The following is a 24817-nucleotide window of genomic DNA, read 5'->3' as shown; positions in this document are numbered from 1 at the left end:
CCGATCTGCTTACCTGCGCCCCCGGGCGCGGGAGCCGCCCCTAAACCCCTTTTTTACCCCAACACCGCCGCGTCTCGGTTTGCCCCCCCTCCCCGTGGAAACGGTCCGGGGCCCCACACGTACACGCGGTCCGCTCAGTCCTCGGACAGCTCCCGGCGGACCGACAGCAGGTCCTCGAGCTGCTCCTCACGAGCCTGGGCGGCCACGAACAGCAGCTCGTCACCGGCCTCCAGGGTCTCCTCGGGGCTCGGCGTCAGCACTCGCGTGCCGCGGATGATCGTGACGAGCGAGGTGTCCACGGGCCAGTCCACATCGCCCACCCTGATGCCGGCCAGTGCCGACTCCGGGGGCAGCGTCAGCTCGACCAGGTTGGCGTCGCCGTGGCTGAAGCGCAGAAGCCGGACCAGATCGCCGACGCTCACCGCCTCCTCGACCAGGGCCGACATCAGCCGCGGAGTGGAGACGGCCACATCGACGCCCCAGGACTCGTTGAACAGCCACTCGTTCTTCGGGTTGTTCACCCGGGCTACGACCCTCGGTACGCCGTACTCGGTCTTCGCGAGCAGCGACACGACCAGGTTGACCTTGTCGTCACCGGTCGAGGCGATCACGACGTTGCACCGCTGGAGCGCCGCCTCGTCGAGCGACGTGATCTCGCAGGCGTCCGCGAGGAGCCATTCGGCCATCGGGACCCGCTCCACCGAGATGGCGGTCGGCGCCTTGTCGATCAACAGCACCTCGTGCCCGTTCTCCAGGAGCTCGGCCGCGATGGAACGGCCCACCGCACCGGCCCCGGCAATCGCGACGCGCATCAGTGACCGCCCTCCTCGGGACCTTCGGCAAAGGCCTCCTCGACCTTTGCGATCTCGTCCGTACGCATCATCACGTGGACGAGGTCGCCCTCCTGCAGAACCGTCTGCGAGGTGGGCAGTATGGCCTCACCCAGGCGGGTGAGGAAGGCGACGCGGACGCCCGTCTCCTCCTGCAGAGTGCTGATCTTGTGCCCGATCCAGGACGGCGTCGTGTGCACCTCGGCGAGCTGCACACCACCGCTCGGGTCGCGCCACAGGGGCTCGGCGCCCGACGGCAGCAGCCGCCTCAGCATCTGGTCCGCCGTCCAGCGGACCGTCGCGACGGTGGGGATGCCCAGGCGCTGGTAGACCTCGGCGCGCTTCGGGTCGTAGATGCGGGCCGCGACGTTCTCGATGCCGAACATCTCGCGGGCCACCCGGGCCGCGATGATGTTGGAGTTGTCGCCGCTGCTGACGGCCGCGAACGCTCCGGCCTCCTCGATACCCGCCTCACGCAGGGTGTCCTGGTCGAAGCCGACGCCGCTGACGCGCCTGCCGCCGAAACCGGAACCGAGGCGTCGGAACGCCGTGGGGTCCTGATCGATCACGGCGACCGTGTGCCCCTGCTGCTCCAGGGTCTGTGCGAGGGCGGCTCCGACGCGCCCGCAGCCCATGATGACGATGTGCACCTTGCGCCTACCTCGCCGTCCTGGTCGTCCGGATGACCTGCGAAAACACCCTGCTCACACTTCTCTCTCAGCTTGCGGGGCAAACAATGGGGCAACCACCTCCGGCGTTGCCCTTGGATGAGCTTATGCGGCGACGCCGACACCGCTTCATCCGAGTGTGCGTACCCCGCGGGCCGATGAGCAAAAGGGGAGGCCGGCGACGCGTGGGACGGGACGGGGGAGAGGGCGAGAGGGCCGGTCCGAGGTCTCGCGCGCTTCCGCGCCGCAAGGATTTCGTTAAGGATTCCATGGACTTTCCCGGTGAGGGCGGGTAATTATGAAGGTTTTCCCGGTCCCGAGGGGGTGGTGCTTCGGTGGCGTGTCCCGGCAGCGCTTACGATCCTCACCGTGTCCAAACTGACCGACGTGCCCAAACGGATCCTGATCGGCCGGGCGCTGCGCAGCGACAAGCTGGGGGAAACGCTCCTTCCCAAGCGCATCGCCCTCCCCGTCTTCGCATCCGACCCGCTGTCCTCCGTTGCGTACGCACCCGGGGAAGTCCTCCTCGTGCTGTCCATCGCGGGCGTGTCGGCGTACCACTTCAGCCCGTGGATCGCGCTCGCGGTCGTGGTCCTCATGTTCACCGTCGTCGCCTCGTACCGGCAGAACGTGCGCGCCTACCCGAGCGGTGGCGGCGACTACGAGGTCGCCACCACCAACCTCGGGCCGAAGGCCGGCCTGACCGTCGCCAGTGCCCTCCTCGTCGACTACGTCCTCACCGTCGCGGTGTCGATCGCCTCGGGCGTGGAGAACCTCGGCTCCGCGATCCCCTTCGTCGTCGAGCACAAGACGTTCTGCGCCGTCGGGGCCATCGTGCTGCTGACGCTGATGAACCTGCGCGGCGTCAAGGAGTCCGGCAAGCTCTTCGCCATCCCGACCTACCTGTTCGTGGCCGGGGTCTTCCTCATGATCCTCTGGGGTGCGTTCCGGGGGATGATCCTCGGCGACACCATGCACGCCCCCACCTCCGACTACGAGATCAAGCCGGAGCACCAGGGGCTCGCCGGGTTCGCGCTCGTCTTCCTGCTCCTGCGCGCGTTCTCCTCCGGCTGCGCGGCCCTGACGGGCGTGGAGGCGATCAGCAACGGGGTCCCCGCCTTCCGCAAGCCGAAGAGCAGGAACGCCGCGACCACCCTCGCGGCGATGGGCCTGCTGGCCGTCACCATGTTCTGCGGAATCATCGGTCTCGCCATGGCGACCGACGTCAAGATGGCCGAGAACCCGGCGAAGGACCTGATCCACAACGGTGCGGCCGTCGGTGAGAGCTTCGTCCAGGACCCGGTGATCTCCCAGGTCGCCGCAGCCGTCTTCGGCGAGGGCACGTTCCTCTTCGTCTTCCTGGCGGCGGCCACCGCGCTCGTACTCTTCCTCGCCGCGAACACCGCGTACAACGGCTTCCCGCTGCTCGGCTCGATCCTCGCCCAGGACCGCTACCTGCCGCGTCAGCTGCACACCCGCGGAGACCGGCTGGCCTTCTCCAACGGCATCGTGCTGCTCGCCGGGGCCGCGATCCTGCTCGTCTGGATCTACGGCGCCGACTCGACCCGGCTCATCCAGCTCTACATCGTCGGTGTCTTCGTGTCCTTCACGCTCAGCCAGACCGGCATGGTGCGGCACTGGAACCGTCACCTGCGTACGGAGAAGGACCCTGCGGCGCGACGGCACATGATCCGCTCCCGGGCGATCAACACCTTCGGCGCGTTCTTCACCGGCCTGGTCCTCGTGGTCGTGCTGGCCACGAAGTTCACCCACGGTGCCTGGGTCGCGCTGCTCGGCATGGTCATCTTCTTCGGGACGATGACCGCGATCCGCAAGCACTACGACCGGGTCGCCGAGGAGATCGCCGCCCCGGAGACGCGGCCCGACGACAGCATCCGCCCCTCGCGCGTCCACTCGATCGTCCTGGTCTCCAAGCTCCACCGGCCCACGCTGCGCGCCCTCGCGTACGCCAAACTGGTGCGCTCCGACCAGTTGGAGGCGCTGTCCATCAGCGTCGACCAGGCCGAGACGAAGGCGCTCAAGGAGGACTGGGAACGGCGCGGCATCGACATCCCGCTGAAGATCCTCGACTCGCCGTACCGTGAGGTGACCCGCCCGGTCATCGACTACGTGAAGAGCCTGCGCAAGGACCGGCCCCGCGATGTGATCAGCGTCTACATCCCGGAGTACGTGGTCGGCCACTGGTACGAGCACCTGCTGCACAACCAGAGCGCACTGCGGCTGAAGGGCCGTCTCCTGTTCACGCCGGGCGTGATGGTGACGTCGGTGCCGTACCAGCTGGAGTCCTCCGAGGCGGCGAAGGTGCGGGCCAGGAGGCGTGCCGACTGGAGCGCTCCGGGCTCGGTGCGCCGCGGTCCCGTGGAGCGGCGTCATCACAAGGAACCCACCCGCAAGGGCTGACTCCGCGCTCCGCCTGTGGTAAGCGGCCGGCTTCCGCCCACGTAGACTGGTGGGCTGTTGTCCGGCCGTTTTCCCTTTTCCTGATCTCTGGAGCCACCCCCTCATGCAGAACGAATCCACGTCGTCGCAGGCCGGGGAGTCGCTGATCGGTCGGGAGTACGAGGTCGAGGTCGGCCCCGTCGCCCACGGCGGCCACTGCATCGCCCGCACGTCCGAGGGCCAGGTGCTCTTCGTGCGCCACACCCTCCCCGGCGAGAAGGTCGTAGCCCGGGTCACGGAGGGCGACACCGACTCGCGCTTCCTGCGCGCCGACGCGGTCACGGTCGTCGAGGCGTCCAAGGACCGCGTCGAGGCCCCCTGCCCGTACGCCGGCCCCGGCAAGTGCGGCGGCTGCGACTGGCAGCACGCGAAGCCGGGCGCGCAGCGCCGCCTCAAGGGCGAAGTGATCGCCGAGCAGCTCCAGCGCCTCGCGGGCCTCACGCCCGAGGAGGCCAACTGGGACGGCACGGTCATGCCGGCCGAGGGCGACAAGCTCCCGCCGGGCGAGGTCCCGGCCTGGCGCACGCGCGTCCAGTACGCCGTCGACCAGGACGGCCTGGTGGGACTGCGCAAGCACCGTTCGCACGAGGTCCAGCCGATCGACCACTGCCTGATCGCCGCCCCCGGCGTCTCCGAGCTCGGGATCGAGAAGCAGGACTGGCCGCAGATGGCCACGGTGGAGGCCATCTCCGCCACCGGTTCCCACGACCGCCAGGTCATCCTGACCCCGCGCGAGGGCGGCCGGCTGCCGCTGGTCGAGCTCGACAAGCCGGTCTCCGTGCTCCGCGTCGAGGAGAAGGACGGCGGCGTCCACCGCGTCCACGGCCGCGCCTTCGTCCGCGAGCGCGCCGACGACCGTACCTACCGCGTCGGCTCGGGCGGCTTCTGGCAGGTGCACCCCCAGGCGGCGGACACGCTGGTCCGCGCGGTCATGCAGGGCCTGTTGCCCCGCAAGAACGACATGGCGCTCGATCTGTACTGCGGTGTGGGCCTGTTCGCGGGCGCCATCGGCCAGCGGATCGGCGAGAAGGGCGCGGTGCTCGGCATCGAGTCCGGCAAGCGCGCGGTCGAGGACGCCCGTCACAACCTGAAGGACCTGGACCGGGTCCGTATCGAGCACGGCAAGGTCGACCAGGTCCTGCCGCGCACGGGCATCACCGAGTGCGACCTGATCGTCCTGGACCCGCCGCGTGCGGGTGCCGGCAAGGCCACGGTGAAGCAGCTGGCCGCGCTCGGCGCACGCCGCATCGCATACGTGGCGTGCGACCCGGCGGCGCTGGCCCGGGACATCGCGTACTTCCGGGAGGGCGGGTACCGGGTGCGGACACTGCGGGCGTTCGACCTGTTCCCGATGACGTCGCACGTGGAGTGCGTGGCCATCTTGGAGCCTGCGGCAAAGGGGCACTGACCTGCAGTGTTCTCGGGGTTCTCAGGCACGGCGGGATGCGCTCGACATGTTTCCCACCGGACACGACGTGGAGCGCGCAGCCGTCCAGGCACACTGCTCTGACCTGCGGTTTCACCCAAGAGTGCAGGGGCAAGCGGTCTGCGGCGGCCTTCGTTGGGACTGGTGCACGACGCTCATCTGACGCTCGTTCTTATGGTGCGTCAGGTGAGCCTCGAACCCACGCCGCAGTACGGGTCGTCGCGTCATCATGGAGGAGAGGTTCCCTGGCCGCCGCGAGCCATCTGGTCACCCGGGCGGCCAGGTCGGTGTAGCCGTCCTGGCCCCGGTCGGTGCGGTCAGGGCGCTGAGATACATCCGCCTTCGGACTGCGGATCGCCTGCGTCTCCTCCGGGTTGCGCTGTTGAGGCCCTGGCGATGTTCTCAAAGGATGCGGTCACCGGCCGGTCGGACCTTCAGGTGGGGTCTCGCGAGGGCTCGGCCCTGAGGGTGCTGTCCACGTTCGTGCCGTCCTGTGGCTGTGGAGCGCCCGTCCCCCGACAGTCCAGCCGGATCAGGCACCAGACAGTGTCGCCGCCAGCGACTGGAACCAGGCGCCGTGGGAGAACGGCTCCGGCGGGCCCACCTCCATGCCGAGTTCGGCGGCAGCCAGGGCGTAATCCCCCTCGTCCAGGGGGAGGGCGAGCAACTCGTGCAGTTCACCCACGAGGCGGGCGACCAACTGCGGGTTTGTGGTGTCGGCGTAGTCGGCGACCGCGGCGTCGTGGCCGAGGAACTCGTCGACGATATCCTGCGAGAACCAGCCCCCCAGCAGTTGCGCGGTCTCCGGAAAACGCGCGTGCCACTCCCAGTGCGTCTGCGGGGACGATGGCTCCGGAACGTCCCCCTCCTCGATGCTCCTCTTCAGGTGGTCGGCCAGCACCATCAGCCAGTCACCGATGTCCGACTGGGGCTTTCCGGTGTCCGGGATGGAGTAGAACTCACCCAGCTCCTGCCGGATGCGGCCTGGAGGATTACGGCTGTACGCGCGCAGCTGTCGCTCCGCCTCCGCGACGGCCGCAGGGCGGGCCGACAGGCGGACGCTCCGTCCTCGTAGGAACCGCAGCTTCGCCACACCGGGTCGTTGAGAGACTGCGTCAGGGCGGCCCGGCTTCCTGCCAGAAGCTCCTCGGCTTTGCCAGTTCCAAGGGGAGCGAGCAGGCCCGGCGACCTGGTTAGGGCATGCAGGTCATTGACTCGTGGAGTTCCGCTTGGTGGCTCGTTGGTCTGGCATGGGTCAGGTGGACGAGCAACAGACGATGGGTGCCGGTCTGGCCGCCGCCGTCGCCTTTGACGCCTTCGTCGTCCGGATGGCGATCACCCCAGCGGTCCTGGCACTGCTCGGCCACCGGGCCTGGTGGCTGCCCCGTATCCTTAACGGCGTGCTGCCGAACGTGGATATCGAGGGTGAGGCACTGAAGAGGCATGTTCCTTTCCCCGCAGCCGCGTTGGACGCAGCGGTGCGGCGGCTGCCCGTCGGTCGGGACTGAGTCGGCCATGACACGCACGGGAGGCGGTGGACGCGCTGCGTGGTGGCGGGAGGCAGCGACCGTGACGACGGCGTTCGCGCTCTGTCTGCTCGGCGGTGTGGTGCAGGACGACGGCAGCACGCTGTCATCGCCGTCCGCCGCCGCCTACTTCATCGCCGTGTTGTCCTGCGCTGTGCTGCCGGTGCGGCACAGGGCGCCCCTGGCCGCCATGGCGGCCACGACCGTGAGCGGGGTGCTGGCTCCGTTCCTGGGACTCCTGCTGAGCCCGCTCATCGTGGCCCCCGCCGTGATCACCGCCTACTCCTACTCGCTCACCGCGCGCACCGAACGGCGCGCGGCGAGCGCCTCGGCGCTCATCTCCGCGGCGCTGGTGGTCGCCTTCGCCCCCGTGTTGGGGGCCCTCTCGTGGAAGGACGTGAGCAGGATGGGCGCGGTGGCGGCGTTTCCGCTGGTGGCCGGCGTACTCGGTCACTCGGTGCAGAACCGACGTGCCTACCTGGCGGCCATGGAAGAGCGGGCCCGGCGGGCAGAGAAGAGCCGGGACGTCGAGGCGCACCGGAGAGTGGCCGAGGAACGAGTGCGCGTCGCCCGGGAACTGCACGACCTCGTGGCCCATCAGATCACTCTGGCCAACGCCCAGGCCACGGTCGCCGCCCACCTCTTCGACACCCGCCCGGAGGAGACCCGCACGAGTCTGAAGGAACTCGTCGAGACCACCGCCAACGCGCTCAACGACCTGCGCGCCACGGTCGGTCTGCTGCGCCAGACCGGGGACGCGGCGGCGCCCGCCGAACCGGCGCCCGGGCTGTCCCGGCTGCCCACGCTCATCGAGTCCTTCCGCCGCGCGGGTCTGGAGGTGTCGGTGCACCAGGAAGGCACGGCCAGGCCGCTGCCGCCGGCAGTTGACCTCACCGCCTACCGCATCGTCCAGGAGGCCCTCACCAACGTGACCAAGCACGCCGGTACCGGCAGTGCCCGGGTACGCCTCGCGTGGAACCGCGATCGCGTGACCATCAGCGTCGCCGACGACGGAGCGTCTGCCCGTACGGCACCGACCGCATCCACGGGACCGAGTACGTCCACCGCGAGGGACCAGGCGCCCGGTTACGGTCTGATCGGGATGCGTGAACGGGCCACCGCGGTAGGGGGACACCTCTCCGCGGGCGGGCGCCCGGAGGGCGGCTTCCTCGTCTCCACCCAACTGCCCCTGCCGCCCGCCAAGGACCCGACGCGGGAAACTGACGAAGCAACAACCACTGGGGGATGGATGACCGACGAATCGACAGGCGTAGGACGGACGGGCGACCGGGAGTTCGGAGGTACGCCGTGACGCTCCGCGTGCTGCTCGCCGACGATCAGGCCCTGCTGCGCGGTGCTTTTCGGATACTCCTCGACAGTGCCGAAGACATCACCGTGGTCGGCGAGGCCGCCGACGGCAAGGAGGCGGTGAGACTCACCCGGGAACTGCGCCCGGACGTAGTGATCATGGACATCCGAATGCCTGAGGTGGACGGTCTCACCGCCACGTCGGAGATCTGTGCGGACCCGGAACTGCGGGCCAGCCGCATCCTGATCCTCACCACGTACGAGACCGACGAGTACGTCGCCCAGGCGCTCCGCGCGGGGGCCGGAGGCTTCATCGGCAAGGGCATCGGCGCCGATGCCCTGCTGGACGCCGTGCGCACGATCGCCGACGGCGACACCCTTCTGTCCCCGGCCGCGACCCGCTCCTTGGTCGCTCGTTTCCTGGCTACACCGGACGATGCCATTTCGCACCACGCCGAACAGCTCGCCGTGCTCACCCCGCGCGAACGCGAGATGGTGGCCCTGGTCGCGACCGGTCTGTCCAACCAAGAGATCGCCGAGCGCATGTTCCTCAGCCCCTTCACCGTGCGAGCCCATGTGCAGCGTGCCATGACGAAGCTTCAGGCCCGCGACCGGGCGCAACTCGTCGTCATCGCCTACCGGACGGGTCTGGCCCACGCTGCCCCCGAAAGCGGCACCGAACGCCTGTCGTAGTCCGATACCGAGGGTTTCTCGGCAGCTCCACGCGGTTGGCCGCACACACTGCTGTCCGGCGCCGAGACGTGGCGTCCGCAAGGTCGTCGATCACGCCGAGAGGGCGGTAGAGGCGGGCAAGGCGCCTATCGAGGCGTTCATCCCGCAGACCCATCCGCCCGGCGGCTCACCAGCACCCGGGCTCGAGCCGAAGAGTCCGCCAAGGACGGCGGATCTCTGCACGTTCCGCCTCGACGGCCCTTGGCCCTCACTCTTTACTCTGATCTCGAAAGGGGCGGATCAGGCCGCGGCGGCCTAAGAACGAGGGTTATGGAGCGTTCGTGGAACGGTCACTGTGACTGTTCCACGAACGGAGCCCCCAGAGGGCTGTCACCTGCGCTGCGGACGGCACGCTTGACCAGGCATGAAAGCGAAACGCTGAGGTATCGGGTCATGGCGTCGAGGCGAATTCGGGCAGCGTAAGGGCTGAATGGGCCGGTCGTGTTGTCGCGGAAGGCATGGTGGCGAGGCCACGAAGCATGGTGTTGCGTTGCTCCAGGGCCCGCACCGTGGTGGGGAAGAGCGTGGCGGCACCGTTGTCGACCAGTGCCTGATTCATGGCTACGAACTCGCGAACGTCGCGTTCGTAGGCGGCGAAGGCGGCAGTGTGGTCCCGGTTCGTGGCCAGGGCGTTGGCGAGCATGTAGGCGCCGACCAGCGCAAGGCTTGAGCCTTGTCCGGTAAGGAACGAGGGTGCGTACGCGGCGTCGCCGACGAGCGCGACGCGGCCGCTGGACCAGTGAGGCATGCGGATCTGGCCGGCCGTGTCGAAGAACAGGTCATCCGCGTCGCGCATGGCGTTGACCATGCCAGGGACCGCCCATCCCGCGCCTGCGAAGGTCGTGGCGACCAGGTTCCGCTGGGCGTCGGGGTCCCGGAGGGCATCGAAAGGCGGAGCCGGTTGGTGAAAGTTCAGGAAGGCGTGCAGCTCGTCCTCGGCCCCGACGGCGTAGAGGGCCGCGGCTCTCCCCGGGGCGTTCCACATCATGAGCTCGTGGGAGAGCCCGAAGCTGTTCGGCATGGTGAATATGGCGAAGCAGTAGCCGAGGTAGCGGTGGAACTGTGCTTCGGGGCCGAAGAGTGCCTGCCTGGTACGTGAGTGCAAACCGTCGGCGCCTATCACCAGGTCGAACGTGTGCTGTTGCCCACCGCGGAAAGCGACATCGACCTTCTGTCCCGACTGGTCGAGTGTGTCGATGGAGTCGTTGAACAAGAATTCCACGTCGTCGCGGACTGTCGCGTAGAGGATCGCGCCCAGGTCTCCACGACGCACCTCGAGGTCCTGGCCCCCGACATTGCCGACAACGGCGTCCGGGCTGAGTACAGCCAGTTCACTGCCGTCGGCGTTGAGGAAGGTGCAGCGATGCGAGTGAATGTGCGCGTCCTGCAGCTGCGGCAGTATCCGCATCCGCCGGACCACCTCGATCGCAGTACCGCGGATGTCGATCGGGTATCCGCTGTCGCGCAGTGCGCTTGCCTTCTCCACCACGGTGACCGCGAACCCTGACCGGCTCAGCCAGTACGCCAGCGCAGGTCCGGAGATACCGGCCCCGGAAACCAGGACCGTGCGCTTCGCGTTAGCACTCACGTTCATCGACAGACGGGTAGGCGTCATGCCTGGGCTCCCATTTTCGTAATGTTGCGGACAACGAGCAAGGACAGTGCGGCGACGATGCCGGCGACGGTGAAAGCTGTGGCGAAGGCCGATTCGGTCGACAGACCCGTTACCGGATCGGCCCAGGCATCGAGGATCGCGCCGGCGATCTGGGCGCCCAGAACGGTGCCGATCACGCGTGTCACCGTGAGCAGGCTGGTAGCGATGCCGATGTCCTTGGTCTCCACGCCGGTGGCGGTACTGGCGAGCAACGCCGTGGTACCAAGGCCCGCGGCGAAGGCGGTCAGCACCTTGGCGAGGGCGAGCTGCCATTCCGCGGTGTGCAGCGCCGCCAGGGCCATCATCGTGGCCACCATGACGACGGCGCCCACGGTGACTACGGCGCGCGTACCGAAACGCCGCGCCGCGATCCCGCCGATCAAATCGCTTACGCACCCGGCGATGGCACCGGGCAGCAGGAGCAGTCCGATGTCCGTGGTGTCGGCTCCGAAGCCGTACCCGTCGGCCGGCGCCCCGAACATCTGCGGGAAGAGATAGCCCACCATCCCGAAACTGGCGGTTATGACGAAGGTGAGCCCAAACGCATTTCGCACTGAGGGCTTTGCCAGCATTCGTAGATCGACCATCGGCGAGGCTGCCCTGCGCTCGACGGCGACCCATGCGGTAGCGAGTGCGGCCACGCCCACCACGATGGCACCTGTCGCGAGCGGCGACACGCCGCCGCCCTCCGTCACCGCCTTCAACCCGAGCAGGAACGCGAGGAGTGTGCCGCTCAGCAGCGAAACGCCAGGCCAGTCGATCCTGTTGTCCGACTCGATCGGCGGATCATGCGGCATCAGCCACATCACGGCCGACGTCATCCCGATGATCACGATCGTCGGTAATGCGAACATCCAATGCCAGGACATTCCTTCCGCGACCCGCCCGGCAAACAGCATTCCCACCATGCCACCGCCTGTGAACAGCGCGACAACCACTCCGATCGCCGCCTGCGACTCTCCTGTCGAGAGGTGTTTGCGCACGAGGATGAATGAGAGGGGCAGCGCACCCACCATGACGCCCTGCAACACCTGACCGAGCAACAACAGCGGCAAATTCGGCGCCAGGCTGGCCAGCAGACCACCGGCCGACACCACGGCCATCAGCGAGACCAGCACCCGCTTTCCCCCGTAGCGGTCGCCGAGTTTGCCTGCGACAGGCGTGATGACCGCGCCGGTGATGAGCAATACGTTGCCGATCAATACCGCATCGCCGTTACTGACCCCCAACTCACCTCGGAGCAGCGGGAGCGCAGGCTCCACCACTGACTGCAGGGTGCCGAGGGCGAGTGCCAAGACGCCGAGGGCACCGATCGCCGGCCTCCCGATACGAGGCGGGGACAGCACAGCTACGGACATGGAGGTCCTTTCATTGTCGGTTGCGAGCACGTGCGTGAACCTGCTGGATGTGGACGCCGTGCTCCCGTGGCGCACACGCCGACGGGGGCACAGATCGTGCTGTCCTCGGAGGGATGAACTGCTCGGCCGGCCAGCCAGCTGAGTCGACCCGCCGCGACGTAGCGGTACCGCCGGAAGACCCACCATCCGATGCGGTCAAGAAGAGTCGCCACCGGTTGATCACTCCAGACACCGCCAGGCAAGGGAAAGCGCGGGATGCGCCCGCCTGCAACACTTCCTCCCGGCGCCCCGCCGGGCATCGTTCCCCGCCGCCGTCTTTTCCTGGTGCGTCTGGACCAGCCACACACATGTCCTGGTGCCTACGCACCACAGGCCCATCCGGCCTCGCGCAGGCCGATGGCTGCGGACATGCCGCGATGCCAAGACCCACGATGAGCGCGCGCTTCTTCATGTTCACTTCCTTTTCCCAAGCCGCCGCCTGTCACCTGGCAGGTCGGCAGGCAGCCACAAAAATCGGCGATCTGCAGAGTGAGGACGTCCCCGGGTCTCGGGATGATGAGCGGCCTGGCACGGGGATCGGAGGCGCTAGGGGACGAAGACGAGGCGCTTGCTGGACTGGTCGTCCCATGCATGCGCGATGTCTGCCAGCGGTACGGGCCGGGCCTGGACGTCGAGTCTGCCGCCGGTGACCGCGGCGGCAGACTCGGGCAGTTCGGCGATGAAGTCAGGCGGCGAGACGGAACCGATGCCGCTGCCCACGATGTGCAGGCGAGCCGCGCGCAGCACAGCGGACGGGATCGGCGCGGCCTCTCCGGCGATCGATCCGATCTGCACCCAGTTCAACGTGGTGCTGCGGTCGGTTCGGGCCTTGAGCACCTGGCCCCGGGCCGGCAGCCGGGTGCGTGGCGGTGCGGTTTCAGACCGCCGGGTTGTCGAAGATCCAGCGGGCCAATGCCACGAAGGTGTCCTCCATGCTTCCGACGGTTACGTCCCGCAGGGTGTCGAGATCTGCGTAGGTGGAGCCGAGGACGGGGTCCGCCTCGAGCAACTGCCACGTCTGGGTGAGCAGGCTCCCCGACCCGTCGGGGGTGAAGGTCCAGCGCCAGCGGACGACGGGCACGGGCGCCGAACCGAGGACGGTGTACGTGAACTCGACCCCGCGTATGGCCTCCTGCACCTGCGAACGGCTGTCCCACTCTGCGCCCCCGCGCTGGTTACGGCCCTGGAACCAGGCTCCCGCCCATGCTCCGGCGCCTTCCTCGTACTTGGCGCGGATCGCGTCGGGGCTCCATCGACCGATGTTCGACACGGTGCTCAGCAGGTCGTACGCCCGCCCTGGATCGGCCGCGACCCAGGCTCGTCGGGTGACGCGGTAGCCGGACACGTCGAGGACCGCGACCGTGTTCTCCGGGTTCGTGGGCAACGTGGTGGACATGAGGGTTCCTCCTTGAGGACGGACGGTCGGATCAGGTGCGGGAGAACGGCGCCCAGTTGGTCAGCTCGAAGCCGGAACCCCGGCGGCGCATTTCGAAGGCACCGTGTCCGGGCAAGTGCGCCGGGAGCACGAGGGCGTTGTTGTCCGCGGCGTGCGCGAACATGCGTGCACGGCTGGCGCGAGCGCCGTCCTCGTCCTCCTCGAAGCAGCTGTTGATGTGCGGCTCGTGCACCTGGATCGCACCGTGCAGGAGGTCGCCGGCGAAGATCGCGCGGTCGCCCCTGGACTCCAGGTGGATGACCGAGGTTCCGGGGGTGTGGCCTGGGGCCAGTTCGAGGCGGAGCTGGGAGTCGATGGTGTACGACTCGTCCCAGGTCTCCACCAGACCGGCGTCGACGACCGGGGTGATGCTGTCCTCGTAGACGTTCTGGTTGCCCCGTCCGAAAACCGTGTTGTGGAGATTCTCGGGCCTCCAGTACTCGAAGTCACGCTGCGGCATGAGGTACGTCGCGTTGGGGAACGTGGGAACCCAGTCGCGGCCTTCGAGCCGGGTGTTCCAGCCGACGTGGTCGTCGTGCAGGTGGGTGTTGACGACGATGTCGACGTCTTCGGGCCGCACGCCGACAGCGGCGAGATTCGCCAGGTAGCCGGTGTTCAGGTAGGACCAGATCGGTTGCAGCGGACGGTACTTGTCGTTGCCCGCGCCGGTGTCGATCAGGATGATCCTGCCCTCGCTGCGCAGCACCCAGGACTGGGTGGCGGCACGAGTGAGATCGGTGTCCGGCTCCCAGTGGTGGGGCGCCAGCATCGCGGTGTGCCGGTGCCACTCCTCGGGTCTGCTGCTGGGAAAGAAGACATTTGTCGTCATCGGAGTGGTGTCGGAGAACTCCATGACGCGGTGGATCCGCACATCACCGAGTTCGATGGTGCTCACCGTCGGAGTCCCGGTCTCGGAGGACGGGGAAGCAAGGGGGGACATTGTTCTCCTTCGAAGGTTCGGACGTCTTCCAGCCTGCGAGCAGGTGGTGCCTCGGCGGTATCGGACACGTGACTGCAGTTCCCCATGGGGCGGGCCCGGGGCCGTCGGCGGCGCGGACGGGCAGTCGGCGCACCGTGCGGATGAGGGCCGGAACCCTGGGTGCGGTGGGGCGAGGGCCCGGCTTCGGTGCCCGGCATCCACTTGCGCCGGGCACATGGTGAGCGAGGTGGCGGGGAACAGGAGGCCGCATGGGTTTCATACCCCCGGGATGCTGTCCGGGATGTGCCGAGGACGCCCTGGTAGCGTCGATGCGCAGGACGCGGTGAGCGGAGACGTTGAGCCATGGAAGCGTCCGCCACGTCTGGAGAACCGGTGGACGACTGCACAGTGACAACCGCCCGCCGCCGCAGCGGCACCGCCGTGGTCAGGGGAGCCGAGCTGGACAGGCTGGTCGCAGCGGTGACCGCGCCGCGTGCGACGGAGTCCGGGACGAGGCCGGTGGACGCTCTACTGACCGTGGTGGGAGGGGCCGGAGCGGGCAAGACCACCCTGGTGGAGGCGGTCGTGGCGCGCTTCACCGCAGACGGCGGTCGGGTACTCAGGGCCGACAGCAGCCAGTCCGAGACCCACCTGGCGTTCTCGGGACTGCACCAGCTGCTACGTCCGGTCCGCGGGCGGATCGACGGACTGCCCCCCAGGCAGCGCGGGGCGCTGCACGTTGCTTTCGGAGTGGCGGAGCGAAGCGAGGTGCCGGGCCCGATGCTCATCAGGACAGCGGTCCTCACCATGCTGTCGGACCTCGCCGCCGAGCGCCCGCTGCTGGTGGTCGTGGACGACGCCCAGTGGGCCGACCGCGCCTCACTGGACGTTCTCTCCTTCGTCGCCCGGCGTCTGGCCGACGAACCGGTGACGCTGCTTGTCGCCACCAGGGACCCCACGCTGCGCGGGCTCGCCCATCAGGAACCGACCCTCACCCTGGAGCCCCTCGACCGCGGCGCGGCGGAACGGCTGCTGGACTTCCAACCGCGGGTGCCCGCCGGACCCGCTCGGGCGTCCATCCTCGACCAGGGAGAGGGCAACCCCCTCGCCTTGGTGGAACTGGCCCGGGCCGCCGACGAACACGACTACACATCCCGTACGGTCCACAGCCCGCTTCCAGTCACCGAACGGCTGGGGCGGGTCTACGCCGACCGTCTGGCCGCACTGCCCGCCGAGACGCGCCGCGCGGTGGTGCGCCTGGCCACTGTCGACAACGAGGACCCGCCGCACGCCGTGCTGTCCTGGCTTCCCGACATCGGCGATCCGGTGTGGGCGCCCGCCGAGGAGGCCGGACTCGTCCGGCGAAGCGGGGGACGACTGCGCTGCGACCACCCGCTCTCCCGCCTCGCGATCTACCACACGGCCCCCGCAGAGGAGCGGCGCGCGGCGCATCTGGGGCTGGCCGAGCTGTTCGGCGACCAGGATCCTGACCGGCACGCCTGGCACCTTGCCGCCGCTACCTCCGGGCTGAGCGCGGCGGTCTCGGCCCGACTCGAAGGCAGCGCGAACCGAGCACGTCACCGCAGTGGCTACGCGGCTGCCGCCCACATGCTGGAACGGGCCGCGGACCTGCACCCCGACCGGGGCGAGAGCACCCGGCTGCTGGCCGCCGCGACCAGTGCGGCGGTCCTGACCGGCCGGCTCGACTCCGTCGAACGGCTGGCCGCACGCACCCGCGCCGGCACCGACGACCCGACGGCCGCGGCCCTCGCCGCCCTCCAAGTCGGCCGGCTCATGACGCTGACCAGCTCCCACAACGCCGCCTTCGGACAACTGGTGCGCCCCGCCGCCACCCTGGCCGACACCGATACCGCGGCGGCCTTGGAGGCCCTGGCCGCCGCCGCTGTGGTGCGCTTCTACTCCGGTGACGCGGCCCAGTTGCACGAGATCGAACGCCTGCTGCCCCTGGCCTCGGCGGCCCCCGGCCACCGGCTCGGAGAGCGGGAGACGCTCCTGGCGGGCTGGACCTCGGTCGTCGCGCATCCGGACGCCGCCGACGCGCGCTTCGCCCTGCGGCTGCCCGCCCTGATCGCGGTCGCGCGAGAGGAACCGCAGACGCTGATCCTGCTCGCTGTCGCGGCCTGGCTGCTGGACGAGACGGAATTGGCCGCGCGTACGTACGACGCGGCTTTCGCCTCGTGGACCTCGCAGGGGCCGCTGCCGGACGGCCTCGGCGGGATAGCCGCCCTCGCCTATCTGGAACAGGGCCGGTGGGTCCGTGCGCAGACGGCCTGCGCCGAACTCGCGGCCGTCGCGTCGTCGGTCGGTCTCGATCATGCCGTGGCCTGTGCCGCCGCGACGGAGGCACTGCTGTGCGCGCTGCGCGGTGACGTGGCCGGGGCCCGCGCCCGGTCGCAGCACGCCCTCTCGCTCGTCGACCCGCAGGAGAGCCGTTCTGTCCTCGCTCTCGCCCACCGCGCGCTGGGCACCGCCGCCACCGTGGAAGGCGATCACGAGGCCGCCCACCAGCACTACCGTGTGCTCTTCGACGACCGGGGCAACTCCACGCATTACCACTTCTCCTACCCGGCGTTGCCCGAGCTGGCGGCTGCCGCGGCCCGGGTCGGCCGTCGCGAGGAGGCCACCCGGATCGTGGACGGAGTCGAGCGGTCCCTGGCGGACGCGGGCGCGTTGGCGCCGCGCAGGGCCGCGCTGGTCCGTCTGAGTCGGGCGGCACTCGCCCCCGCCGAGGAGGCCGAGCACCACTTCACGGCGGCTCTGGAGGCGCCCGCGCTCGCCCGTCGGCCTTTCGAGCGTGCCCAGGCGCTGCTCGCGTACGGAGAGTGGCTGCGCCGCCACCGCCGCATCTCCGATGCCCGTCCGCCGCTGGTCGCCGCCGAGGCCGTCTTCCGGCGGCTGGCCGCGCAGCCCTGGGTGGCGCGGGCCCGGTCCGAACTCAGGGCCGCTGGTGGCCAGAGCGGCATCACGGAACCGGACGCCTTCGCCGGCCTCACCCCGCAGCAGCAGCAGATCGTGCGGCTGGTGGCGCTCGGACTGACCAACCGTGAGGTGGCCGAGAAGCTGTATCTGTCCCCGCGCACCGTCAGCTCGCACCTCTACCGGGCTTTTCCCAAGCTGGGCATCACCGTGCGCTCCCAATTGCGGCATGTGGTCGATGCCATGACCGCTGAGAGAGACGCGGGCCGAGACATCGATGCGAGGGGCGGGGCTTGATCGCTGCGCACCACGGCTGGTGGTCCGGTAGGGGTCTTGGGGAAAGAGGCCGTCCTGTCGGCACCGCGCCGTGAGCGGAGGCTCACGGATGTCGTGCCGCCGGCCTCGGCCCCCTCGCGGACCTCGGCTTTCGCGGCCAGGACAACGACATCGTCGGCCCCGTGATCGTCACCGGCTGCACCGCAACTCGCACTCACACCTCTGAGCTGCGGCTTCAAGGTGGCGGAGGCTCAATGCGCGGGAGGCATGACGCTCGTTTGACGCTCCGAGCCTCGAATCGTGGGAAGTGAGGGTTGAAGTGGACGAGGGAGCCGCCCGGACCGCGGGGGACGACGTGCGGGTCACGCGGCGTCCGCCCTGCCAGAGCCCTGCTGCCGCCGGACTTGTTCTCACGTCATCGTGACGACGACTTTGCCGGCCTTTGCCCGTCCCTCTTCGACGTACTGCATGGCCTGGAGGGTTTCTTCGAACGGGAAGACGCGGTCGACGACGGGGCGGATCTTCCCGGCGTCGATGAGCGGGGTGAGTTCGCGCAGTTGGTCGCCACTGGCCTTCATGAACAGGAACGAGTACGTCACGCCGTGGCGCTTCGCGCTGCGCCGGGTCTTGAAGCTGAGCGCGGTCATGGCCAGGCGGAGGACCGGGGTCACACCGAGCTCACGGGCGAAGGCCGGGTCGGGCGGGCCCGCGACGCTGAGGGCCGTGCCACCGGGCTTGAGAACACGCAGGGACTTGGCGAGGTTTTTGCCGCCGAGGCTGTCGAGGACGACGTCGTAGCCGTCGAGGACCTCTTCGAAGTCCTGGGTGCGGTAGTCGACGACGACGTCCGCGCCGAGGTCCTTGGCCAGGTCGACCTTGGCGGTGCTCACGGTGGTGGCCACGTGCGCGCCCAGCGCTTTGGCGAGCTGGACGGCGATGGAACCGAGGCCGCCGGTGCCGGCGTGGATGAGGACCTTCTGGCCCGGCTGTACATGGGCCCGCTCGACCAGTGCCTGCCATGCGGTCAGGGCGACCAAGGGAAGGGAGGCGGCGTCTGCCATGGTGAGCGTGGCCGGTTTGGGTGCCAGGTCGTCCTGATGGACTGTGATGAGTTCGGCGAAGGTGCCGATGCGGTCCTTGTCGGGCCGGGCGTAGACCTCGTCGCCCACCGCGAAGCCGGTGACGGACGGGCCGACCCGGACGACGGTCCCGGCGAGGTCGTTGCCCAGAACGAGCGGGAGACGGTAGGGCAGGAACGCTTTGAAGTCCCCGTTGCGGATCCTGAGGTCCAGGGGGTTGACGCCCGCCGCGTGGATCTTGACCAGGACGTCGTCGGTACCTACCCGGGGGTCGGGCAGTTCGGCGGCTCGCATCCCGGCTTCGCCGCCGTACTTCTCGACCGTGAAAGCCCTCATCGCCGTCTCCGTTCCGTGTCCCGTCCGTGAGGACGAGGGTCTGCGCTCGGTCCGGGATTCTCCCAGTACGAACTATTTTGTGTTGTCTTTCTGCGTGTGGCGCGGGCGCAATGCTCGGCCGCGTCGGGCGATCAGGCCACCGGGACGACCGGGGTGGCGATTCGGTCGGCGGCGCCTCCTTGGAGGCGGTCCAGTGAGGCGGCCGTCCCCTCGTGGGGCGCTCCGAGCGGCACCGCGCTGACATCGGCGAGGCGGGTGTAGTGCTCGTCGGTCAGCTGGACGTCGAGAGCGCGGAGGTAGCTGTCGAGCTGGGAGAGGTTGCGCGGGCCGATGATCGGGACGAGCGTGGCCACGGAGCGTGCGGCGCGCTCGCGGACCCAGGCCACCGCTGTCTGGGCGGGTGCTACGCCGGTCTCCTCGGCGATGGCCAGGACGGTGTCGACGACGGCGGTCTTCTGGCCGGTGCTTTCGGTGTGGATGACCATGCCCAGGTCGCTCAGACGCCCTTCGGCGGAGCTGCGGTATTTGCCGGTGAGGAGTCCGCCGCCGAGCGGGGACCACAGGGCGGCGCCGAGTCCGAGGCTCTCGGCCATGGGTAGGAGTTCGCGGTCCGCGGTGCGTTCGACGAGGCTGTACTCGTGCTGGATGCCCACGATCGGGGCCCAGTTCTTGAGGTCTGCGAGGGTCACCGGACAGCGCGGCATGGTGGATCTTGCCGGCGCTCACCAGGTCGTCGAGTCCGCGCAGGAGTTCCTCCATCGGAGTGAGCTCGTCGGGGAAGTGCACCCAGAGCAGGTCGATGTAGTCGGTGTCCAGGCGTTTCAGGCTCGCCTCCACCGAGGCGACCATGTTCTTGCGGCTGTTGCCGGTCTTGGAGATGTCCGGCTGCGGGGCGGCGCCGAGGGCGAATTTCGTCGCCAGGACGAAGTGGTCGCGGTCGGCGGAGATCAGCTTTCCCGTCAGTTCCTCCGACTCGCCGAACTGGTAGCCGTCCGCGCTGTCGAGGAAGGTGCCGCCGGCCTCGGCGAACCGGTCGAAGATCAGGCGTGCTTCGTCGGGTTCGGCTCCGGCGCCCCAGCCGGTGCCGAAGTTCGCGGTTCCGAGCGCGTACTCGGAGACGCGAAGTCCGGTCCGATGGCCGAAGGTTGTGTAACGCATGAGATGTCCTCGAATGAAAGGGATGTGGACGTGGTCACGCCGGGGTGGAGGGATGAGCGTCAGCTCGCGTTCGGCTGGGGTGTCGCGGACAGGCTCTGCTTGACGTACCGGCTGGTCTCGTCCGCGAGGATCTCGGGCAGGCCCGCCTCGATGCCGGCCAGGGCCTGTGCCGCGACGTCGGCGGCGGCGGCCTTCTGATCGGCGGGCACACCGGCGGCCATGTCGGTGTCCATGTAGCCGACGTGCAGCGCCGAGACGGTGATCCCGCACGGTGCCAGCTCCTCACGCGTCGCGTCGCTCAGTGCCCAAGCGGCGGCCTTGGAGGCCGCGTAGGATCCGAGGCCGGCCGGGTGGAACCAGGACAGGGCCGACAGGACGTTGAGTACGGCCCCGCCGCCATTGCCCGCGATGACCGGGGCGAATGATCGGGTTGCGGCGAGCGGGCCGAAGAAGTTGGTCTCCATCTCCCGGCGCACATCAGCCACGTCGCCTCCCATCAGCGACGCGCCGGTGGAGATGCCCGCGTTGTTGATCAGCAGTGTCGCGTCGGACGCCACGCGCGCGGCCTCTCGTATCGACGTCTCGTCCGTGACGTCCAGCCGCAGCGGGATGACGCCCGGCACGTCGACCGTCTCGGGGCGCCGGGCCGCGCCGTACACCTTGGCGCCGCGCTCGACGAGCTGGGCGGCCAGGTGCCTGCCGAATCCCCGGTTGGCGCCGGTGACGACCGCGACCGCGTTCTTCAGTTCCATGCTCTCGCTCCTGGTCATGGCGGGCGCCGACGGCCACCCGCAAAATTAGATTATGAGTGCAATCTAAACACGGGCCTATGATAGATGCCAGTCGACATCCAAGCGGGAGGTGGTCATGGGCCGGGTATCGCAGGCGCAGGCGGAGGAAAATCGAAGGCGGGTGGTGGACACCGCGTCCCGGCTGTTCCGCGAGCAGGGCACGCAGGTCAGCGTCGCCGACCTGATGAAGGCCGCCGGTCTGACTCACGGCGCCTTCTACAAACAGTTCGCCTCCAAGGAGGCGCTCGTCGACGAGGCGACCGCCCACGCCTTCGCCGACCTCGCCCAACGCCACAGTGTCGGGCTCGAGCGGCACGACGGGCAGCCCGCAGCCGCCCAGCAGGCGCTGATCGACACCTACCTGTCCGTCGAACACCGCGACGACCCGGCGGGCGGCTGCCCGGTCGCCGGTCTCGCCACCGACATCGCGCGCGAGGGTGGGGGGCGGGAGGCCGGTCGCGTCTACGCCGAGGGGGTAGCCGACTTCGCAGATTTCCTCGACGGTGACGACCAGGACGGCATCGTCCGGCTCTGCACCCTGTTCGGCGCGCTGGTCCTGTCCCGGGCCACCAAGGGCTCCCCGCTCTCCGGAGAGATCCTCGCCGCCGCGCACGCAGCCTTGACCGAAGCAGGCTGATCAAGGTCAGTGGGCAGATCATCCGCTTCGGCGGTTCGGGATGGTATCGGTTACGGAGGGGGGGTTTCGCTGCGTCTTCCCGGCTGCACCTTCCTGGCGGCGGCGCGAGCTGCCGTTCCGGTCCCACGTTCCTTGGAGCCGTGAGCGTGGCCCGTCCGGGACCATGGCGTGTGGCGGGCCGGTGCGAGGTCTCGAGTGGTCGGTATCACCTCGCCACCCAGATACCAGGCCGGTGTCACCGCTGTATGGCGGTGACGCTCCGACTCCCCGAAGACCTTGACGCGAAGCTCACCGAGCGTGCCCGTCGCGAGCGGCGCAGCAAGCAGGAACTCGCCATCGAGGCGATCCGCGAGGCCCAGAATCGGGCCGAGCTCAAGGTCGATGACGTCCTATCGAGCTCATGGACAGCGATGCGGAGATCCTGGACCACCTGAAGTGACCGAAGTGCGCTACATCCAGATCGACGAGATCCTGGCCATCGCTCGCAAGGTCAGCGGTCCCGGGCACAGCGTGCGCGACATGGGACTTCTGGTGTCAGCGATCGAACGGCCCCGAACCAACATGTTCGGGGCCGAGCTGTATCCCACACTGCACGAGAAGGCAGCGGCACTGCTGCACTCCGTTGCCCGAAATCACGCCCTGATCGACGGCAACAGGCGCACTGCCTGGCTCGCCATGCGCGTCTTCCTGCGGCTCAACGGCGTCAGTGCCGGTACGACCCCGCCGCCCGTTTCCATCGCCGGGCCGTTCGTCGAGGATGTTGCGCAGGACATCGTCGATGTACCGGTCATCGCCAAGCGTCTGTCGGCCTGGTTCCCCGTTGCCTGACATTCGAAGTCGTGAGGTCCGAGGCGGGAGGACGTAGCGCGGGTGGGGTCGACTCTCTGCTGCACACAGCCTTTGACCGGCTCGTGGACCCTTGTGTTCTTGTCTGCAGTCCGAGCTGGTCGATCGTCCAAAGTTCGCTGTCCGGCCCCTTGGGCTCGGCGGGGCGTTTGTGGCGGCGGACGAGGGTTGTTCTGCCGGCGCCGTCGCAGTCCGGCCGTCATGCCGTTTGCCTCACCGTCGGGATGGGCGCCCCACGACTGTGGGGTCTCCCTGTCGCGCCCGGTACGGACACGGACGAGACGCCAGATCGAGGTCGAGGGGCCGGGGGTCCCGCCTCACCGACTGGCATGAGGTCGGGGTCGGCGCGGTCGTCCTGGAGTCAGGTCCAGTGGGAGCGGGCGTTCTGGGCCTCGACGAGGAGCAGAGTGGGTTCGTGACGGAGAGCGCTGCGGATTCGCTGCAGCCACGTCTCGGGGTGGCGCACCGGTAAGACAGCCGATAGACGCGTCGCATCGCACCATGGCGCATTCGCAGGCTCTCGAAGTGCCGCGGGTGCGGTGTCCGCGATGGTGCCGACTCGCCGCCGGGGCGCTGTACGAGTATGTGCCGTGCCCCGTCCCTGCCGGACCTGAGCCGCGTCTCCTCTTCCGGTCAGTCCGACTGCTTCTCCATGTGCTCCAGGACGCGTTCGGATATACCGGCGAGCGCTCTGAGCTGACTTGGCGTCAGGGCGTTGATGAACAGTCGGCGGACGTGCTCGACGTGCTGGCCCGCAGCCTCCTCGATCGCCTCGTGGCCGGCCGGGGTTGCGACGATGAACGCGCCCCGTCCGTCGTCGGGGCATTCCTCCCTGGTCAGAAGCCCGCGTTTCGTCATCCGCGTGACCTGGTGGGACATGCGGCTCTTCTCCCACTCCACGAGTTTGGCCAGATCCAGCAAGCGCATCCGGCCGCCGCCTCTTTCGGTGAGGCCGGCGAGCACGACGTAGTCGGATGCGGACATTCCGGAGTCGGTCTGGACATGGCGCGACAGCCGTCCGATGAGCTTCTCCTGCATGCGGATGAAGTTGTCCCAGGCGGCTTTCTCTTCCCCGACGAGCCAGCGCGGCGGTGCGTCCATGAAAGCAGTTTAACGAGGGCCTCTGTCGCTCATCTGCCCGCAGGGGTGGTGAGGCGAAGCCGGGCCCGCCGCGTCCGGGGCAACGAGAGCCGGGGTGGCGATCTCCCGGTGATCGCCGAGGGCGGCGTGATCCATCGCTCCGTCGTCGGGCAGGCCAGGGGTGCCTCCACGGGCGCGTTCGCGGGGCCGCGAACAGGGTGAACTGCAGCCGTCGGAAGAGTAGTTGACACGTCCACCATCGCTGCTAACGTAGGTGACACGTCAACCACTTGGTCGAGCCGGCCTCGATGCCGTGACCGTGTTGCTGCGGAAGCGGGAGCCGTTCGGGATGTGATGCCGACCGTTTCGGTTTGGCCGACCTGGCCTCACGGCCGCTTGTGCGGACGTGTGTGGCCGCATTCGGCGCCGAGATCGACGGCGTCCGTCCGAGCGCTCCGAGCGCGCGAAGACAAGAACCCGGAAAGGGATCTCATGAGCAAGGAAACGAAGTCCGGACTGCAGGCACTGCTGACGCCCGAGGAGAGCGTCGTCGTCCTGATCGACCATCAGCCGTTCCAGTTCGCCAACCTGAACAGCCACGAACCCACGATGATCTTGAACAACGTCGTCGGCCTTGCCGCGGCGGCCAAGGTGTTCGACGTGCCGACCATTCTGACGACCGTGCTGGAGGAGCGCGGCGGCTACATCATCAAGGGGCTGCAGGACGCGTTCCCGGAGCAGAAGCCGATCGACCGCACGTTCATCAACACCTGGGAGGACGAGCGTGTCGTCGACGCCGTCAAAGCGACCGGCCGCAAGAAGCTGATCATCGCCGGTCTCTGGACGGAGATCTGTGTCGCGATGCCGGCTATACAGGCGGCGGGTGAGGGCTTCGAGGTGTTCGTTGTCACCGACGCCTCGGGTGGCGCCTCGAAGGAAGCGCATGAGATGGCCGTGCATCGCATGGTCCAGGCGGGCGTGGTGCCGATCACCTGGCAGGCCGTCGCGGGGGAGTGGCAGCGCGACTGGGCCCGCGAGAAGACCTTCCCGGGCATGACCGAAGTCCTGGTCCAGTACGGGGGCGCCACCGGCGTCGCCTTCGGCTGGGAGACACAGCTGCTCGCTTCAGGCCGTTCAGGCGGCACTGCCTGACAGGTCAGCAGCTGCTGGCCTCCTACGGCCGTGTGAGGCTCGTCGGTCGCGAAGCAGCTCCATTGTGGGGCTGCCCCGGGCGGCGGGCCGGCCGAGGGGGCGTAGCGGTAGGACGTGGTGCGGGTGGCGGCCTGTTCGATGATCCGGCCTGGGGGAGCGGCCCGTGATGA

The 24817-nt window shown here is 68.9% G+C and carries 20 protein-coding genes and 3 pseudogenes; 10 read left to right on the top strand and 13 right to left on the bottom strand.

Annotated elements, in window-relative coordinates; genetic code table 11:
- Window positions 1-134 precede the first annotated feature (134 nt).
- Window positions 135-812, bottom strand: coding sequence for a TrkA family potassium uptake protein (locus tag ABZ441_RS10485; protein WP_358970611.1), 678 nt, complete (start codon window positions 810-812; stop codon window positions 135-137).
- On the bottom strand, window positions 812-1480 hold the full coding sequence (locus ABZ441_RS10480; protein ID WP_205021562.1) for a TrkA family potassium uptake protein: 669 nt from the start codon (window positions 1478-1480) through the stop codon (window positions 812-814). The genes ABZ441_RS10485 and ABZ441_RS10480 overlap by 1 nt, the downstream gene beginning before the upstream one ends.
- A 387-nt stretch (window positions 1481-1867) precedes the next feature.
- Here ABZ441_RS10480 and ABZ441_RS10475 point away from each other — a divergent pair, with 387 nt between their 5' ends.
- Window positions 1868-3919: an APC family permease gene (locus tag ABZ441_RS10475; protein ID WP_358970608.1), complete on the top strand. Its 2052-nt coding sequence runs from the start codon at window positions 1868-1870 to the stop codon at window positions 3917-3919.
- 103 nt (window positions 3920-4022) lie between these two features.
- Window positions 4023-5366: a class I SAM-dependent RNA methyltransferase gene (locus ABZ441_RS10470; protein ID WP_358970605.1), complete on the top strand. Its 1344-nt coding sequence runs from the start codon at window positions 4023-4025 to the stop codon at window positions 5364-5366.
- A gap of 550 nt (window positions 5367-5916) precedes the next feature.
- Here the strand turns inward: ABZ441_RS10470 and ABZ441_RS10465 are convergent.
- Complete coding sequence (locus ABZ441_RS10465) at window positions 5917-6468, bottom strand: contact-dependent growth inhibition system immunity protein (protein WP_358970632.1); 552 nt, start codon at window positions 6466-6468, stop codon at window positions 5917-5919.
- A 187-nt stretch (window positions 6469-6655) separates the two neighbouring features.
- Between ABZ441_RS10465 and ABZ441_RS10460 the strand changes: the two are divergent.
- The 3 genes and pseudogenes from ABZ441_RS10460 to ABZ441_RS10450 all read left to right on the top strand — a co-directional run.
- Window positions 6656-6892 (top strand): annotated as a pseudogene (locus ABZ441_RS10460) (MMPL family transporter); the annotation flags it as partial.
- A gap of 7 nt (window positions 6893-6899) precedes the next feature.
- Entirely contained in the window at window positions 6900-8222 is a 1323-nt protein-coding gene (locus ABZ441_RS10455; RefSeq protein ID WP_358970603.1) for a sensor histidine kinase, read from the top strand.
- A complete protein-coding gene (locus ABZ441_RS10450; RefSeq protein WP_358970600.1) occupies window positions 8219-8911 on the top strand; it encodes a response regulator transcription factor in 693 nt (230 codons plus the stop codon). The genes ABZ441_RS10455 and ABZ441_RS10450 overlap by 4 nt, the downstream gene beginning before the upstream one ends.
- A gap of 430 nt (window positions 8912-9341) precedes the next feature.
- On the opposite strand, the gene ABZ441_RS10445 is transcribed toward ABZ441_RS10450, so the two are convergent.
- The 5 genes from ABZ441_RS10445 to ABZ441_RS10425 all read right to left on the bottom strand — a co-directional run bounded on the left by ABZ441_RS10445 (window position 9342) and on the right by ABZ441_RS10425 (window position 14376).
- Window positions 9342-10565, bottom strand: coding sequence for an FAD-dependent monooxygenase (locus ABZ441_RS10445; RefSeq protein WP_358970597.1), 1224 nt, complete (start codon window positions 10563-10565; stop codon window positions 9342-9344).
- Window positions 10562-11962 carry an MFS transporter gene (locus tag ABZ441_RS10440; protein ID WP_358970594.1) on the bottom strand — a complete coding sequence of 467 codons (1401 nt, stop codon included), beginning with the start codon at window positions 11960-11962 and terminating at the stop codon, window positions 10562-10564. The genes ABZ441_RS10445 and ABZ441_RS10440 overlap by 4 nt, the downstream gene beginning before the upstream one ends.
- 585 nt (window positions 11963-12547) lie before the next feature.
- On the bottom strand, window positions 12548-12796 hold the full coding sequence (locus ABZ441_RS10435; protein WP_358970592.1) for a hypothetical protein: 249 nt from the start codon (window positions 12794-12796) through the stop codon (window positions 12548-12550).
- 82 nt (window positions 12797-12878) lie between these two features.
- On the bottom strand, window positions 12879-13397 hold the full coding sequence (locus ABZ441_RS10430) for an SRPBCC family protein (protein WP_358970589.1): 519 nt from the start codon (window positions 13395-13397) through the stop codon (window positions 12879-12881).
- Window positions 13398-13428: 31 nt separating this feature from the next.
- Complete coding sequence (locus tag ABZ441_RS10425; protein WP_358970586.1) at window positions 13429-14376, bottom strand: MBL fold metallo-hydrolase; 948 nt, start codon at window positions 14374-14376, stop codon at window positions 13429-13431.
- A 372-nt stretch (window positions 14377-14748) separates the two neighbouring features.
- On the opposite strand from ABZ441_RS10425, the gene ABZ441_RS10420 reads away from it, so the two are divergent.
- The gene (locus tag ABZ441_RS10420; protein ID WP_358970583.1) at window positions 14749-17589 is read left to right on the top strand and encodes an AAA family ATPase; all 2841 of its coding nucleotides are present in this window, start codon (window positions 14749-14751) and stop codon (window positions 17587-17589) included.
- A gap of 389 nt (window positions 17590-17978) precedes the next feature.
- On the opposite strand, the gene ABZ441_RS10415 is transcribed toward ABZ441_RS10420, so the two are convergent.
- The 4 genes and pseudogenes from ABZ441_RS10415 to ABZ441_RS10400 all read right to left on the bottom strand — a co-directional run bounded on the left by ABZ441_RS10415 (window position 17979) and on the right by ABZ441_RS10400 (window position 20893).
- Window positions 17979-18983, bottom strand: a complete 1005-nt coding sequence (locus ABZ441_RS10415; protein ID WP_358970580.1) for an NADP-dependent oxidoreductase — start codon at window positions 18981-18983, stop codon at window positions 17979-17981.
- 131 nt (window positions 18984-19114) lie between these two features.
- Entirely contained in the window at window positions 19115-19672 is a 558-nt protein-coding gene (locus ABZ441_RS10410) for an aldo/keto reductase (RefSeq protein WP_358970577.1), read from the bottom strand.
- A gap of 58 nt (window positions 19673-19730) precedes the next feature.
- Window positions 19731-20141: pseudogene (locus ABZ441_RS10405) on the bottom strand (aldo/keto reductase); the annotation flags it as partial.
- A 59-nt stretch (window positions 20142-20200) separates the two neighbouring features.
- Entirely contained in the window at window positions 20201-20893 is a 693-nt protein-coding gene (locus tag ABZ441_RS10400) for an SDR family oxidoreductase (RefSeq protein ID WP_358970574.1), read from the bottom strand.
- Window positions 20894-21008: 115 nt separating this feature from the next.
- Between ABZ441_RS10400 and ABZ441_RS10395 the strand changes: the two genes are divergently transcribed.
- The 3 genes and pseudogenes from ABZ441_RS10395 to ABZ441_RS10385 all read left to right on the top strand — a co-directional run bounded on the left by ABZ441_RS10395 (window position 21009) and on the right by ABZ441_RS10385 (window position 22397).
- Window positions 21009-21569 carry a TetR family transcriptional regulator gene (locus ABZ441_RS10395; protein ID WP_358970571.1) on the top strand — a complete coding sequence of 187 codons (561 nt, stop codon included), beginning with the start codon at window positions 21009-21011 and terminating at the stop codon, window positions 21567-21569.
- A 245-nt stretch (window positions 21570-21814) separates the two neighbouring features.
- Window positions 21815-22008 (top strand): annotated as a pseudogene (locus ABZ441_RS10390) (ribbon-helix-helix protein, CopG family).
- Window positions 22005-22397, top strand: a complete 393-nt coding sequence (locus ABZ441_RS10385; RefSeq protein ID WP_358970568.1) for a Fic family protein — start codon at window positions 22005-22007, stop codon at window positions 22395-22397. Before ABZ441_RS10390 ends, ABZ441_RS10385 begins: the two are co-directional and overlap by 4 nt.
- 651 nt (window positions 22398-23048) lie before the next feature.
- On the opposite strand, the gene ABZ441_RS10380 is transcribed toward ABZ441_RS10385, so the two are convergent.
- Complete coding sequence (locus ABZ441_RS10380; RefSeq protein WP_358970565.1) at window positions 23049-23516, bottom strand: MarR family transcriptional regulator; 468 nt, start codon at window positions 23514-23516, stop codon at window positions 23049-23051.
- A gap of 471 nt (window positions 23517-23987) precedes the next feature.
- Here ABZ441_RS10380 and ABZ441_RS10375 point away from each other — a divergent pair, with 471 nt between their 5' ends.
- Entirely contained in the window at window positions 23988-24647 is a 660-nt protein-coding gene (locus ABZ441_RS10375; protein WP_358970562.1) for a hydrolase, read from the top strand.
- Window positions 24648-24817 lie beyond the last annotated feature (170 nt).

The organism is Streptomyces sp. NPDC005752 (assembly GCF_040630715.1).
GTDB lineage: Bacteria > Actinomycetota > Actinomycetes > Streptomycetales > Streptomycetaceae > Streptomyces.
Note: the sequence above shows the minus strand (reverse complement) of the source record. Positions and strands in the feature narration are given on the sequence as shown.